Origin of the sequence: Cryobacterium sp. 10I5 (genome assembly GCF_035019865.1) — a bacterium.
Lineage (GTDB): Bacteria > Actinomycetota > Actinomycetes > Actinomycetales > Microbacteriaceae > Cryobacterium > Cryobacterium breve_A.
In genome coordinates this window covers 117099-131040 of sequence record NZ_JASJVI010000003.1, presented here as the reverse complement: position 1 = coordinate 131040, position 13942 = coordinate 117099, and the positions used below count along the sequence as shown (strand labels likewise).

Sequence of the window (13942 nt, the reverse complement as noted above, 5' to 3'; positions counted from 1 at the left end):
TCTTCGATCCAGTCGATCCCGTTGACGTTGAGGCACGGCAGGGTTGTCGGGGCGGGCACCGCGACCCCGCAGTGCAGCAGCACGGCGGCCGGGCTGCCCCACGCGCCCGTCGCCTGGGCGTTCGTCTCGCGCTCGGCCTGGTCGGCGACGAGCGTCGGCAGGTGCACGACGATGTCGGCACAGCCGGGGTTCACGGCGTCCGCCGCGGGTTCGAGGGCGACGCTCGCCGTGCATCCGCTCAGGAGCACGACCCCGGCCAGGGCGAGGGTCATGGCGGCCGGGAGACGGCGGGGGGTGCTGCGGGAAGTCATCGCATTCAGGCTACCGTTTGAAGATGACCCCTGCTGCGAAGACCCCTGCCGCGACCTCACCGACGGCCGCCAGGCCGGAGCAGACCCTCGCCGAGCTCAGCGAGGGCCAGGTGCTCGCCCGGATCTTCCCACGGCTGCCCGGAGCCGCCACCCAGCTGCTCGGACCCGGCGACGACGCCGCCGTGCTGCGAGCCCCCGACGGACGCTTCGTCGTCACGACGGACATGATGATCCAGGGCCCGGACTTCCGGATGGCCTGGTCGACCCCCCACGACCTCGGCTGGAAGGCCGCCGCGACCAACCTGTCCGACGTCGCGGCCATGGGTGCCCGGCCGACCGCCCTCGTCGTCGCGATCGCTGCGCCGCCCTCGACCCCGATCTCGGTCATCGAGGGCATCGCAGACGGCCTTCGCGACTGCTGCGAGGCGCTCGCGCCCGGCTGCGGCGTCGTCGGCGGCGACTTGTCCGCCTCCGACGCCCTCACGCTGGCCGTGACGGCCTTCGGTGACCTCGAGGGCCGGGAACCGGTGCTGCGCTCCGGAGCGCGCCCAGGTGACCGTGTGGCCCTTGCCGGAGGCCTCGGTGAGGCCGGGGCCGGCCTCGCATTGCTCTTCCGTCACGGGGTCGACGCGAACGGCGTCCCCGATGCCGCGCTCGCGTCGGCGGTTCGGGAGCAATACCCGGTCGAGGTCGGCGCCCAGCTCGCCCCGCGGCCGCCGATCGACCTCGGCCCGGCCGCGTCCCTCGCGGGGGCGACCGCGATGATGGACCTGTCCGACGGCCTCTTCATCGACGCCGGGCGCCTCGCGACGGCGAGCGGGGTCGGCATCGACTTCGCCGCGGACTCCCTCGGCGACAGCGTCGGACTCGCGCTCGGCGGCGGCGAGGACCACGGCCTGCTCGCGACCTTCCCGGCCGGCGCCGTGCTGCCGGAGGGGTTCCGCCTCATCGGCACGGCGACGGATGCCGCCGGCACGGTCCTCGTGGACGGCCGCACGCACGAGCAGGGCGGCTGGGACCCGTATCGCGGCTGGGACGGCGCCCTGGGCTGAGGCCACGCTGCCGTATCCGCCCGAGACTCGCCCCCGGCGCCGAGTGTCGCCGTTCGAACGGCGACGGTCGGCGCGAACGGCGACACTCGACGCGGCTGCGGCGGCAGGGCGGCGGCTATTGGCCGGCGAGCACCGGGGCGGCGTACCAAACGGTCGTGTCGCCGTAGTCCTTGCGGCGCTCGGCGGCCAGGCCCGGACCCCAGGACGGCTCGGGGGAGCGGGAGCTTCGCTCGACGACGACGAGGGCGTCCGGGTCGAGCAGGGGGGTCAGCGCGAGCAGGTTGTGCCCGAGTTCGACGTCGGAGAGCTCATAGGGCGGGTCGAGGAAGACGAGTTCGAACCCGTCGCCCGTCGCCGCGAGAAATGACTGCACGGCCTGCGCGGAGACGCGGATCGACGGTCCGTCCTTCTTCGGGGCGGCCTTGAGCACTGCGTCGGTGTTCTTCCGGCACATCTGGGCGGCCCCGTAGCTGTTCTCCACGAGGGTCACGATGCGGGCTCCCCGACTTGCAGCTTCGAGCCCGAGAGAACCCGAACCCGCGTAAAGGTCGAGCACCCTGGCGCCCCTGATGACGTCGCGGGCGTCGAGGGCGGAGAAGATCGCCTCGCGCACCCGGTCGCTCGTGGGGCGCGTGCCCGACTTGGGAACGGCGAGGGGCAGGGAACCGGCGAACCCGGAGATGATGCGCGTCATGTCCGTTCGAGCCTAGCCGGACCGCAGTGTCGGCGGCCCCGCCTACGATCGAAGCATGACGGATGCGACCGCGGCGGCCGGTGTGAAGTTCATCGGTGCCCTGACCCTGGATACCCCACTCACGGCAATCCGCACCGTGACGCCTGCCGAGGCGAAATCGCTCGCCAAGGCGTTCGACATGCGGACGGTCGGCGACGTGCTCAGCCATTACCCGCGCCGCTACGCCAGACGCGGCGAGCTCAGCGCGATCAGCGAACTGCCGCTCGACGAACAGGTCACGATCTTCGCCGAGGTGCGCTCGATCTCCACCCACGAGATGAAGACCCGCAAGGGGTCGATCACGACCGTCAAGATCTCCGACGGCCGCGGCATCCTCACTCTCACCTTCTTCAACCAGGCCTGGCGGGAGAAGCTGCTCGCGCCCGGCACCCGCGGCATGTTCACCGGCAAGGTCACCTCGTTCAAGAGCCAGCTGCAGCTGGCGCATCCGCACTACAAACTCTTCGTCGCCGGGAGCGACGAGGAACAGGAACATGAGATCCCCACGGAGGGCGAGGCCTGGCTCGTCGAGCCCGTCCCGGTCTATCCGGCGACCGCCGCTGTTGCGAGCTGGGACTTCCAGACGATCGTCGGAAAAATACTCAAGCATCTCGGCCCCGTCGAGGACCCGCTCCCGCCGGCGCTCCGCGCCGAACGCGGCCTGCTCCCGCAACGCAAGGCCCTCGAGCTCATCCACCAACCCGCCGTCGACGCCGACTGGATCAGGGCCCGAGACACCCTCCGGTTCACGGAGGCGTTCGTGCTGCAGAGCGCGCTCGTGCAGCAGCGCAACGCCGCCAGGGCGACGAAGTCGACCGCCAGGGTTCCCGTCCCCGGCGGATACCTCGAGCGCTTTGATGCCCGACTTCCGTTCATCCTCACCGACGACCAGCAGACCGTCGGGGCCGAGATCGCGAGGGACCTCGCAAACACCGCCCCGATGAACCGGCTCCTGCAGGGCGAGGTCGGCTCAGGCAAGACGCTCGTCGCGCTGCGGGCCATGCTCGCCGTCGCAGACACCGGGGGACAGGCCGCCCTGCTCGCGCCGACCGAGGTGCTCGCGGCCCAGCACCTCCGGTCGATCGTGCATATCCTCGGCCCAGACCTTGCCGCAGAACTCGTGCCGGTGCTGCTCACCGGCAACCTGCCGGTCGCCCTCCGGCGCAAGGCGCTGCTGCGCGCGGTTTCCGGCCAGGCCAGGATCGTGATCGGAACGCACGCCCTGCTGGCCGAATCGGTGTCATTCTTCGACCTCGGACTCGTGGTCATCGACGAACAGCACCGTTTCGGGGTCGACCAGCGGGAGGCACTCCGCCTGAAGGGGGCTGTGCCACCGCACCTCCTCGTGCTGACGGCCACGCCGATCCCGCGCACGGTCGCCATGACGGTCTTCGGCGACCTCGACGTGTCGACGATCGCCATGCTCCCGGCCGGCAGGCAGGGCATCGAGACCTACGTGGTGGCGCTCGCCGAAAGACCGCAGACCTTCTCGCGCGTCTGGACCCGGCTGGCCGAGGAACTCGCCCTCGGCCGTCAGGGTTTCGTCGTGTGCCCTGCGATCGCGCCGAAGGAACTTGAAGAGGGCGAAGACGTCGAACAGTCGGCCGTGACAGAGGCCGGCGCCTCCGATGCGGGGCCCGCGGTGCCGCCGGAGTCCGTCGAGGTCGTGCTCGAGCGGCTGCGCGCCCGGCCGGAGCTCGCGGCGGCCAGGATCGAGCCGCTGCACGGCCGGATGACCGCGGACCAGAAGGACCAGACCATGCTGGCCTTCGCCGCGGGGGAGATCGACGTGCTCGTCGCCACCACGGTGATCGAGGTCGGCGTCGACGTGCCGAATGCTTCGGTGATGGTGGTGCTCGACGCCGACCGGTTCGGGGTCTCGCAGCTGCACCAATTGCGCGGGCGGGTCGGTCGTGGCGGGGTGCCGGGGCTCTGCCTTCTCGTCACCCGAGCGGAAGTCGACTCACTCGCCCGGTCGAGAGTCGAGGCCGTCGCCGCAACCCTCGACGGCTTCGAGCTCGCCGAGATCGACCTCGAGCTGCGCAGGGAGGGCAATGTGCTCGGCAGCACGCAGTCCGGCGGGCGCTCGTCGCTGCGGCTGCTGCGGGTCGCGACCGACGGCGAACTCATCCTGGAGGCGCGCACGCACGCGCAGGAGCTCGCCGCGCGTGACCCCGAGCTCGCGACGGTGCCGGCCCTCCGCGACGCGGTGCGCCGGCGGCTGGACGACGCAGGGCGCGCCTCGCTCACCAAGGGCTGAACGGCGAGCGGCGGACGACAGCACCCGGATCCTGGGATAAGCGACATTTCCCCTGCGCGAATGCGCCATGCACCGGCGGATTTGCCGAGAGTGTTGTGCTCGGGGAGGCGCGGGGCATGCTCGCGGGTTAGGGTATTGCGTATGCGCAGGATCGCCGTTGTCCCTGGTTCATTCGACCCCGTCACACTGGGGCACCTCGACGTGATCGAACGGGCGGCGGGCCTCTTCGACGGAGTGCACGTGCTCGTCGTGCACAACCCGGGCAAGACGGCCCTCCTGCCGATCAGCCAGCGGGTTTCCCTGCTGCAACGGGCCATCGCGGACGCCGGCCTGCCAGACACCATCATCGTCGCGTCCTGGAGCATGGGACTGCTCGTCGACTACTGCCTCGAGGTCGGGGCGAGTGTGCTCATCAAAGGCATCCGCTCCCAGGTCGACGTCGCCTATGAGACTCCGATGGCCATCGTGAACCGCAACCTCGCGGGCGTCGAGACCATCTTCATGCTGCCGGACCCGGCGAACGCCCACGTCTCCAGCTCCCTCGTCAGGCAGGTCGCCGCGCTCGGTGGCGACATCTCGCCCTACGTGCCCCGCGTCGTCGCGCAGTACCTGCAGAAGGCACCCGTGTGACTGCCCTGCCCGCAGGCGCGACAACGGATGCCCCCGCAGGCGTCCCGACGCAGCGTGCCGCGGGCATCCGCTCGGCTGGGGCAGCCGGACCAGGGCACGACCCCGCGGCCGAGGCCGATGTCGCCCTCGGCCTCGACGTGGTCGCTGAGGCCGGCCGGGCCATCATCCGCAACGTCGAAACGGTCATCGCGGGCAAGCACCCCGCTGTCGTCACGGCACTGACCGTGCTCCTCGCCGAGGGCCACCTCCTCATCGAGGACGTGCCCGGTGTCGGCAAGACCATGCTCGCCAAGGCCCTCGCCCGCTCCGTCGACTGCTCGGTCAGCCGCATCCAGTTCACACCGGACCTTCTCCCGTCGGACGTCACGGGTGTGAGCGTCTTCAACCAGGTCGACCGCAGGTTCGAGTTCAAGCCGGGAGCCATCTTCGCGAACATCGTGATCGGCGACGAAATCAACCGCGCGAGTCCGAAGACCCAGTCGGCTCTCCTCGAGTGCATGGAGGAACGCCAGGTCACCGTCGACGGTGCCACCTACCTCCTGCCGCTCCCGTTCACGGTCGTCGCGACCCAGAACCCGATCGAAATGGAAGGCACCTACGCCCTCCCGGAAGCCCAGCGGGACCGGTTCATGGCCCGGATCTCGATGGGCTATCCCGACACGACCTCCGAGCTCGCGATGCTCGACTCCCGCGACACCTCGAGCCCGCTCGCCGGAATCGACGCCGTGGTCACGGGCGCGCAGTTGCGGGCCATGATGAGCGCGGCCCGCGGAGTCTTCGCCTCCAGCGCCGTCAAGCAGTACGCCGTCGACATCGTCAGGGCCACCCGTTCGGACAAGGACCTCCGTCTCGGCGCGAGCCCGCGGGCGACCCTGCAGCTCATCCGCGCGGCCAAGGCGCAGTCCGCGCTGCAGGGCCGTGACTTCGTGCTCCCCGACGACATCGATGCGCTCGCCGTCGCCGTGCTCGGGCACCGGCTGGTGGCGAGCAGCCGTGTGCTCGGGCACCAGCACCAGGATTCGAGCCCGTTGCTCGAAGACATCGTGCGCCGGATCCTCGCGGCGACCCCGGTGCCACTCGGCGCGTCCGGCCACCCCTAGCCGCCATGCCAGCGCGGCGACCTTCCTCACGGCCGGTTCGTGTTCCCCGGCCAACGCTCCGGGGCGGCGCGTTCCTCTGCGGGGGAGCGGCGCTCGTGCTCGTGTCGCTCTCCGAGAACCGGAGGGACCTGCTGTTCATCGCCCTCCTGCTGATCTCGGTACCGCTCGTCGCCGGGCTCGCGGTGGCCATCCGGCCCGTCCGGGTGCGCGTCGGTCGCGACTTCCGCCCCAACCTTGTGTCAGCGGGCGGTGAGACGACCGAGCTGTTGATCCTCGAGAATCTCGGGGCGCAACGCCTGTCCGGTGCGCTCTGGCGGGAGACCGGCCCGATGGGGATGACTCCGATGCCGAGGGACCTTCCCCTGCCGACGCTCGCCGGACTCGGCGGAGCCTGGGGTCGTCGCGGAGTCGGCGACGCCTTCGGTGAGGGCCCCGATGCGGCGGCCCGGACCGTGCGGCTCGAGTGCCCGCTCTCCCCGCACGCACGGGGACGGTACGAATACGGGCCGGTCGTGCTCGGTCAGTCCGACCCGTTCGGACTCGTCACGGCCCGCTGGGCGGTCGGCGGTCGGCGTGAACTGGTCGTCACCCCGCGGATCACCCCCCTCCCCGGCCGGGGACTCGCGAGCATGCTCGGCGGCGGAGAAGCCCTCGAACGGCAGCGGCTGCTCAATCAGAACTCGGACGAGCTGATCGCTCGTGAGTACCGGCCGGGGGACTCCCTGCGCCGGGTGAACTGGCCGGCCACCGCACGCCACGGCGAAATCATGGTGCGGCAGGAGGAACACCGGAGCGACTCCGGCGTGCGGTTCGTGCTCGACACGCTCGAGCACGCCGAAACGGGAACCCGCGAGGCCGACCGGGGGCGGCGCGCGAACGCGTTCGAGCTCGGGGTCGAAATCGCGGCATCCGTGTGCACGCACCTGCTCGCGGCCGGCTATCGGGTCGACGTCGTCGAACTCGGCCCCGCGCAACTCGGTACTGCCCAGCTCGGCCGCGCCCCGCACGGCGCACCGGGCACAATCGGCGCAGCGCCGATCGGGGCGGCCGGGTTCGGCGGGTCGCCTCCGGCCGGCAGCGGCGATGCAGACCCGGTCCGGTCGGGGAATCCGGTCTCCTACCGCGGATCCAGTGGCATCTCACACCTCCTCGAGGACCTCGCCGGCATCGTCCAGCTCCCCGCTGAATCCAGGCGCGACGGCGACGGCCAACACGTCGGGAACCGCGCGACACCGCGCGCACGCGTCCCCCGCGGGGCACTCCCGACCTTCGCCGTTCTCGGCGCCGGGGGCGCCCTCGACCTCGCCGTCCTCGCCGGGCTCGCGGCCAGTGCCCGGCCGGCGATCGCGTTCGTGCTCGAGCTCGTGCCCACGGATGCCCTCGAGCGGCTCAGGGAGGCCGGCTGGCGGTGCATACCGGTGCGATCCGCCACAGCGCTGCCGGCAGCGTGGCTCGACGCCGTCGGCGGGCGGGGGGCGCTCCATGAGCCTGCGTGAACGGATCCTGCCCGAGCGACCCGCCCCGATGCCTGCACCCCCGTCGGCACCGGCGGGTCGCCGGGGACCGCCGCGGCGCTCCTCCGGCTCCCTTTGGCCCGTGACCGGTGCCCTCGCGCTGCTTTTGCTCGTCGCGATGACCGCGCTGGGCCCCCTCCTGCAGGGCGCAGGGTGGTGGTGGCTGATGGCGGTCGAAGCGGTCGCCGTGCTCGTCGTCTCCGCGGGCATCCGCTCGCTCGGCCCCAAACCCTGGGTCGTGCCACTGGCCGGTGCCGGCGTGATCGTCGGGAGCGTCACCCTGCTCTTCGGCGGCGGGACCGGGTTGCTCTGGCTTGTGCCGACCGCCGACACGATCGACCGCTTCAGCGCGCTCGTCGAATCGGGGACCGCCTCCGTGCAGTCCCAGGGCACTCCGGCCGATCCCGTCACCGGCATCCTGTTCCTGCTCTGCATCGGGGCCGGCGTGATCGCACTGCTGATGGACGCCCTTGCGATCACCCTGCGGACACCGGCGCTCGCCGGGCTGCCCGTACTGGTGCCCGTCGGAGTGCCAGGGCTCATCCTGGACAACGGTACTGACAAGCTCACCCTTGTGCTCACGGCCGCGGCCTTCCTGCTCCTGTTAGGGGTCGATGTGCTCGGCCGGCGCCGCGGGGCAGCCGCTGGGCGACGCGAGGTCGTCGGGACCGCCGGCCCTCGCGGTACGGCCGGACGCGGCTGGCCCGTCACCGAGGCCTTCCTGATCGGCGGGCTCGGCGTCGCCACGGCGCTCGTGCTCAGCATCGTGGTCCCCAACCTGCCCGGAGACGGGCGGGTCGGCGGCCGGGCCACCGGACCGCTGCTCTTCGGCGACGGTGTGAGCGCCATGGTCAACCTCGGCCAGGACCTCCGCAGTTCCCAGGCAGGAGCCGCCCTGCACTACCGCACGAGCGCCGCCCAGCCGCCCTATCTCAAACTGCTCACCCTGGACCGGTTCGTCGGGCCGAGCTGGACGGCCCGTCTCGAGCCGACCAACACCGGGAACACCGTCGACGCGATCGACCGCCCGCCTGGGCTCTCCGTCCAGGTCGCCACCACGGAGGAGTCCACCCAGATCGTCATCGACGGGGTAGCCTCGGCCTGGCTGCCCACCCCCGGGGCGGCCACGAAGGTGTCCGGGCTCGTCGGTGCCTGGTACTGGAACGGCCCGACCGGGACGATCGCGAGCACGAACAGCACGACCCGCGGCCAGAAGTACACCGTCACCTCGCTCACCCTCGAGCCCACTCCTGAGCAGCTGCGCGCAGCGACGGGCCGGTACCCGGTCAGCGTCGAGTCGAGCCTGCGCCTGCCGAGGGACAGTCCCCTGATCATCGAACAGACCGCACGCGCTGTGACCGCGGGCACGACGACGCCGTACGACGCCGCCGTAGCCCTGCAGGAGTACCTGCGGGGGAACGAGTTCACCTACGACACCACCGCACCGGTCGCGGACGGCTACGACGGCGGCGGGGTCGACGTGGTCGGCACCTTCCTCGAGGTCAAGCGCGGCTATTGCGTGCACTTCGCCTCCGCGATGGCCGTGATGGCCAGGTCTCTCGGCATCCCGGCCCGCATCGCGATCGGCTACCTCCCCGGCTCCCGCTCCTCGAACTTCATCGAGGACAGGGACCGCTTCAACGTCGACGCCCACGACCTGCACTCGTGGCCGGAACTGTACTTCACCGGAATCGGTTGGTTGCCGTTCGAACCGACCCCTGGGCGCGGAACCGTTCCGAGCTATACCCGGCCGGCCGATCAGTCCACCCCGCTCGGCGGCCCAGTGGTCGGGGCGCCGTCGACCGCGCCGCGCCCGTTCGACGACGCCGGCCAGGCCCTGTCGACGGGAGGCGGTTCCGCGACGACGGCCGGGAACGACGCCGGAACCCCCGGACGCGTGGCTCTCATCCTCGGAGCGCTCGTCGTCCTCCTCGCCGCGCCGGGCGGCATCCGCCTGCTGCGGCGCAGACGCCGGCGCAACGACCTCGCCAGGGGCACGGCCGGAGGCGCAGAGGCCTGGCGGGAGCTCGTCGACACGGCACTCGATTTCGGGGTCATCGTGCGCGCCACCGAGACGCCCCGGGAATTCGCGGCGCGAATCGGCGCCCTGCCCGGTCTCACCGGCACCGGCGGGGCCGCAGCCGGTGCAGCACTTGCCCGGTTGCTCGCCGCGGCCGAGCGACACCGGTACGGGCGCCCTGCCGACGGGGCGCCGCAACCCGAGCTCCTCGGCGACCTCGACACGGTCTCGATGCGGATCAGCATGGGTGCGACCACGGGAGTGCGCTGGCGTGCCCGCCTGCTTCCAGCGTCCCTCTGGGGCTTCCTCGGCGAACGGGGGCGCGTACCCGTCACAGACGCGTAGAATCTCCCCCCGTGACCAAGTTTCAGAAGACCCCGTACAAGGTCGACGTGCGTGACCTCATCAACCGCCCCGGCACGATGCGTGAGCGCCACATCGACCTGATCGTTCCCGACGACCTCGGCGAGGGACTCGTTGCCGTCAAGGCAGGGTCGACGCTCGACGTCAACATCCGCCTCGAGACGCTGCACGAGAGCCTTCTGGTGTCCGCGCAGATCTCCGGAATCGCGTCCGGCGAGTGCGGAAGATGCCTGATTGACATCGACTTGCCTGTCCGAGTCGAGTTTCACGAGGTTTTCGCGTACTCTCTTGATGAAGCTTATGAGTGTGCGGTTGTCGAGGACCATGTGGATCTTGAACCGCTCATCAGGGATGCAGTGGTTCTGTCACTGCCTTTCCAGCCGGTCTGCCGGCAGGATTGCCCGGGTCTCGACCCCGAGACCGGGCAGCGGCTTGCCGTTTCCCCTGAATTCGAACCAGAAGTAATGCGCGATCCCCGCTGGGCAGCGCTTGTGAATTTCCAGGCTTCCGAAAGCATCGGCACGGATGAAGACATCCGCGCTGAAACGGATAGAAGAGAAGAGAAGTAGTCATGGCAGTCCCGAAGCGCAAGCAATCACGCTCCAACACCCGCTCACGTCGTTCCTGCTGGAAGGCCGAAGCCCCCACCCTGGTCAAGACCATGGAAAACGGCAAAGTCGTCTACAGCCTCCCGCACCGCGCCAAGGTCGTCACCGACACCGCCGGAACCGCGATGTTCATGGAATACAAGGGCCGCAAGGTCGCCGACATTTAATTCGGCGATGCATACGCCCCTGGTACCGCTCATCCGACGGATGCCGGGTCTTCTGACCCGGGCCATCCGCGCGGTTCGTCGCGGTACCATCGGGGCGGTCGCCGTATGACCGGCAACCGCGCATCCGGACACACGATGACCGGAGCGGAGGCCGACCCCTCGGCCCTCGTCGTTGCGCTCGGCGTCCAGATCGATGAGAGCCTGCTCGCGCTGGCGCTCACCCATCGGTCGTTCGCCTACGAAAACGGCGGGGTACCCACGAACGAACGCCTGGAATTCCTCGGCGACTCGATCCTGGGGCAGGCCGTCACGGTCATGCTGTACCGCACGTACCCGCTGCTCGACGAGGGCGACCTCGCCAAGCGTCGGGCCAGCCTGGTGTCGAGCGTGGCCCTTGCCGAAATCGCGCGAGGCCTCGGCCTCGGTGCCTACATTCGGCTCGGGCGCGGCGAGATCCTCACCGGTGGCCGCGACAAGTCGTCGATCCTCGCCGACACCGTCGAGGCGCTGATCGGCGCCGTCTACCTCGACACAGGGGCGGATGCGGCGACGGCCTTCGTGCTGCGCCTGATCGCGCCGATGCTCAACGACCCTGGTCACTTCGGCGTCTCGATGGACCCGAAGACGAGCCTGCAGGAGGCCGCGGCTCGGCTTGACGCCGGTGTCCCCGTCTACGCCATCGCCGAGAGTGGCCCTGATCACTCCAAGGTCTTCATCGCGACGGTCACCGTCGGCGTCGTCGTCGCGACCGGCGAGGGCACCAGTAAGAAGCACGCTGAGATGGCTGCCGCCCTCGAGGCGTGGAACCGGCTCGTCCCGCGCTAGTCGCGTGTCGCGCATGCAACGGATGCCCGATCGGCCGCTGGTCGGACACCGCACGTCCGTGTACCCGGTGACGGTATGCCCGGTGACTGTGAGCCCGGTGGCTACGCACCGGGTGACCGCACAACTTGTGACTGGACGGTCCGATGCCCGAACTTCCTGAAGTAGAGGTCGTACGCGCCGGAATCGAACCCGCCGTCACCGGTGCACGCGTCACCGCGGTCGAGGTCTTCGAGCCGCGCTCCCTCCGCAGGCACGACCCGCTGACCGGCCCGTTCGCCGAGCACCTCGAGGGACATCGCCTGCTCGGCGCCGTCCGTCGCGGGAAATTCCTCTGGGTGCCGATCGACTCCGGTCGCGCCCTCGTGATCCACCTCGGCATGAGCGGCCAGGTCCTGCTCCGGGAACCGGGCTCTGAGGCAGACCGTCAGTTGCGTATCCGTCTGCACCTCGATCACCCCGACCACGGCGAACTGTGGCTCAACTTCGCCGACCAGCGGATCTTCGGCAGCATGGCGGTCGACCGGATGCAGCCCACCGGCGACGGATTGCCCGGCGGATTCGCCGGGGCGGGCACGGGTGCGTGGAGCAGCCTGATCCCCGGCCAGGTTGCGCACATCGCCCGTGACCTCATCGACCCGGACTTCGGAACGGATGCCGCCCTCGCCGCCCTCGCGCGGCGCGGCTCCGGGATCAAGCGGGTGCTGCTCGACCAGACCTGGGTCAGCGGTATCGGCAACATCTACGCTGACGAGGCGCTGTTCGCGGCCGAACTGCACTACGAGCAGCCGGCGTCGTCCCTGTCCCGCGCCGAGGGCATCCGTTTGCTCGATGCTGTGCGCACAGTGCTGCAGCGCGCCCTCGCGGAAGGCGGCACGAGCTTCGACGCCCAATACGTGAACGTCAATGGCCAGTCCGGCTACTTCTCGCACAGCCTCGCTGCATACGGCCAGCAGGGCAAGCCGTGCCCGCGGTGTGGAACGCCGATCGTGCGCGAGCAGTTCATGAACCGGTCCTCGCACCTCTGCCCGGTCTGCCAACGCCTCCGCTGACTCCGGTGAGGTCCTGCAGATTCCGGGTAGCGGGGGGGCGGCTGCCCCGGAATTCCGAGGCCGGTTTCCGGCGGCGGCAGAATGTGCAGGAGTTACGCCCAGACGGACGGTCAGGGACCGGAGGACTCGGGTGTGCGGCGTCGCCAGCCGCCCTCGTAGCCGAACGGCTCGAAGCCGAGCGCCTCGTTGATGGCGAGCATGTGCCGGTTCTCCTCCGCGTTGAAGGTGAACACCGACGGATGTCCGGGCTCGTCCCGTCGGATGCTCTCCAGATTCCAGCACTTGAGCAGCAGACCGAGCCGGTGTCCGCGATGTTCCCGCACGACGAGGGTGTCCTCCTGATTGATCGGCCGGTCGGTCTCCGCTGAAACGGAGAGTTCGGTGAATCCGACGAGTGCGCGGGACCGGCGGTGCACGACGGCCGTGGTGTAGACCGTCCGTGGCCCGTCCGCGAGCAGGACCTGCCTCTCGAGAAACCGATCGAGGGGCCAGGGCTCTGCCGGCTCCTCAAGCCCAGCGGTGGGAGTGTCCGTGCTCATCTTCTCGTAGAGGCTGGCCAGGTCCCGCTGCCACCGGATCGGCGTGACGCCGTGCCACTGCACGATCTCGTAGTCGCGGCCCGCGCGCTCCTCGGCCACGCGCAGGAGCCGCCCGACCCGCTCCCGGTCGGCAGGAAGGGCGAGGCGGCTGCCTCGCTCGACCTGTTCGAGGCGGTAGCCGCGACGGAGCAGGAACCGCACCTCCGGGTTCCGCAGCGGCAGGGAGCCGAAACCGGTCGGGGCGACCAGTCGTTCGCCCGGTGCGTCCGGCGAGGCCGCATAGACGATCTGGTTGACGCACCCCTTGGCCTCGGCAACCGACTCGAGCAGCGTGAACAGGGCGGTGCCGATTCCGCGGTTGCGGTGGCCGGGCAGGACATCGGCCCGAAGCCACGCCGTCTTCGAGCCGGGGCCCTGGAACTCGCACACTCCGCGGGCGACGATGCGGGGCACGTCGGTGTCTGCGGCGTCGTCCGCCTCGGCGTCGGCCGGGGTCGCGTCGCCCTCTCCGTCAGGAGTCGAACCGTCCGCCGCCCGCACCACGAACAGCCGCCTCGGATCCCATTCCTGGTCGAGCCAGTCCGGAAGCTCCTCGTCAGCCGTCACGGACAGCTCGTCGGTTCCATAGGCAGCCGCTTCGACCGCGTTGTGGACCTCGGCGGCGGCGGCGAAGTCGTCCCAGCCCTCGGCCGCCGGCTCCTCCGGGATCGTCAGTTCCTCGATCCTGCGCATCAGGTCGTCCATGCAGGCAGGCTAACCAATTCGACGGAG

13 protein-coding genes are annotated in these 13942 nt (G+C 70.4%); 10 read left to right on the top strand and 3 right to left on the bottom strand.

All coding sequences use genetic code 11. From position 1 onward, the window contains the following. A partial coding sequence (locus QN350_RS02255) for a DUF3515 family protein (protein WP_323515655.1) occupies positions 1–311 on the bottom strand: 311 nt, incomplete at its 3' end. 23 nt (positions 312–334) lie between these two features. On the opposite strand from QN350_RS02255, the gene thiL reads away from it, so the two are divergent. Continuing rightward, entirely contained in the window at positions 335–1363 is a 1029-nt protein-coding gene (gene thiL / locus QN350_RS02250; RefSeq protein WP_322140185.1) for a thiamine-phosphate kinase, read from the top strand. A gap of 115 nt (positions 1364–1478) precedes the next feature. Here the strand turns inward: thiL and rsmD are convergent, their stop codons facing one another. Continuing rightward, complete coding sequence (rsmD, locus tag QN350_RS02245; RefSeq protein ID WP_322140184.1) at positions 1479–2057, bottom strand: 16S rRNA (guanine(966)-N(2))-methyltransferase RsmD; 579 nt, start codon at positions 2055–2057, stop codon at positions 1479–1481. A 55-nt stretch (positions 2058–2112) separates the two neighbouring features. Here rsmD and QN350_RS02240 point away from each other — a divergent pair, with 55 nt between their 5' ends. The 9 genes from QN350_RS02240 to mutM all read left to right on the top strand — a co-directional run bounded on the left by QN350_RS02240 (position 2113) and on the right by mutM (position 12632). Further along, positions 2113–4356 carry an ATP-dependent DNA helicase RecG gene (locus QN350_RS02240; protein WP_322140183.1) on the top strand — a complete coding sequence of 748 codons (2244 nt, stop codon included), beginning with the start codon at positions 2113–2115 and terminating at the stop codon, positions 4354–4356. 141 nt (positions 4357–4497) lie between these two features. Further along, complete coding sequence (coaD, locus tag QN350_RS02235; protein WP_322140182.1) at positions 4498–4986, top strand: pantetheine-phosphate adenylyltransferase; 489 nt, start codon at positions 4498–4500, stop codon at positions 4984–4986. Positions 4987–5123: 137 nt separating this feature from the next. After that, positions 5124–6086: an AAA family ATPase gene (locus tag QN350_RS02230; RefSeq protein WP_281536066.1), complete on the top strand. Its 963-nt coding sequence runs from the start codon at positions 5124–5126 to the stop codon at positions 6084–6086. A gap of 95 nt (positions 6087–6181) precedes the next feature. Continuing rightward, positions 6182–7582, top strand: coding sequence for a DUF58 domain-containing protein (locus QN350_RS02225; protein WP_322140181.1), 1401 nt, complete (start codon positions 6182–6184; stop codon positions 7580–7582). Positions 7583–7682: 100 nt separating this feature from the next. Further along, the gene (locus QN350_RS02220; protein ID WP_322140180.1) at positions 7683–9965 is read left to right on the top strand and encodes a DUF3488 and transglutaminase-like domain-containing protein; all 2283 of its coding nucleotides are present in this window, start codon (positions 7683–7685) and stop codon (positions 9963–9965) included. An 11-nt stretch (positions 9966–9976) separates the two neighbouring features. Next, positions 9977–10552 carry a YceD family protein gene (locus QN350_RS02215; RefSeq protein ID WP_243011236.1) on the top strand — a complete coding sequence of 192 codons (576 nt, stop codon included), beginning with the start codon at positions 9977–9979 and terminating at the stop codon, positions 10550–10552. Between the two features lie 2 nt (positions 10553–10554). Further along, positions 10555–10758, top strand: coding sequence for a 50S ribosomal protein L32 (rpmF, locus tag QN350_RS02210; protein WP_134447547.1), 204 nt, complete (start codon positions 10555–10557; stop codon positions 10756–10758). Between the two features lie 135 nt (positions 10759–10893). Beyond that, entirely contained in the window at positions 10894–11583 is a 690-nt protein-coding gene (gene rnc, locus QN350_RS02205) for a ribonuclease III (protein ID WP_281536064.1), read from the top strand. A 143-nt stretch (positions 11584–11726) separates the two neighbouring features. Next, positions 11727–12632, top strand: a complete 906-nt coding sequence (mutM, locus tag QN350_RS02200) for a bifunctional DNA-formamidopyrimidine glycosylase/DNA-(apurinic or apyrimidinic site) lyase (RefSeq protein ID WP_322140179.1) — start codon at positions 11727–11729, stop codon at positions 12630–12632. Positions 12633–12742: 110 nt separating this feature from the next. Here the strand turns inward: mutM and QN350_RS02195 are convergent, their stop codons facing one another. Then, positions 12743–13915 (bottom strand): GNAT family N-acetyltransferase, encoded by a 1173-nt coding sequence (locus QN350_RS02195; RefSeq protein WP_322140178.1) that lies wholly within the window; start codon positions 13913–13915, stop codon positions 12743–12745. Positions 13916–13942 lie beyond the last annotated feature (27 nt).

What these genes read in the sequence shown, in the direction of transcription:
- thiL (WP_322140185.1), top strand. Translation starts at nt 335, where the DNA reads ATGACCCCTGCTGCGAAGACCCCTGCCGCGACCTCACCGACGGCCGCC.
- rsmD (WP_322140184.1), bottom strand. Translation starts at nt 2,057, where the DNA reads ATGACGCGCATCATCTCCGGGTTCGCCGGTTCCCTGCCCCTCGCCGTT.
- QN350_RS02240 (WP_322140183.1), top strand. Translation starts at nt 2,113, where the DNA reads ATGACGGATGCGACCGCGGCGGCCGGTGTGAAGTTCATCGGTGCCCTG.
- coaD (WP_322140182.1), top strand. Translation starts at nt 4,498, where the DNA reads ATGCGCAGGATCGCCGTTGTCCCTGGTTCATTCGACCCCGTCACACTG.
- rpmF (WP_134447547.1), top strand. Translation starts at nt 10,555, where the DNA reads ATGGCAGTCCCGAAGCGCAAGCAATCACGCTCCAACACCCGCTCACGT.
- rnc (WP_281536064.1), top strand. Translation starts at nt 10,894, where the DNA reads ATGACCGGAGCGGAGGCCGACCCCTCGGCCCTCGTCGTTGCGCTCGGC.
- mutM (WP_322140179.1), top strand. Translation starts at nt 11,727, where the DNA reads ATGCCCGAACTTCCTGAAGTAGAGGTCGTACGCGCCGGAATCGAACCC.
- QN350_RS02195 (WP_322140178.1), bottom strand. Translation starts at nt 13,915, where the DNA reads ATGGACGACCTGATGCGCAGGATCGAGGAACTGACGATCCCGGAGGAG.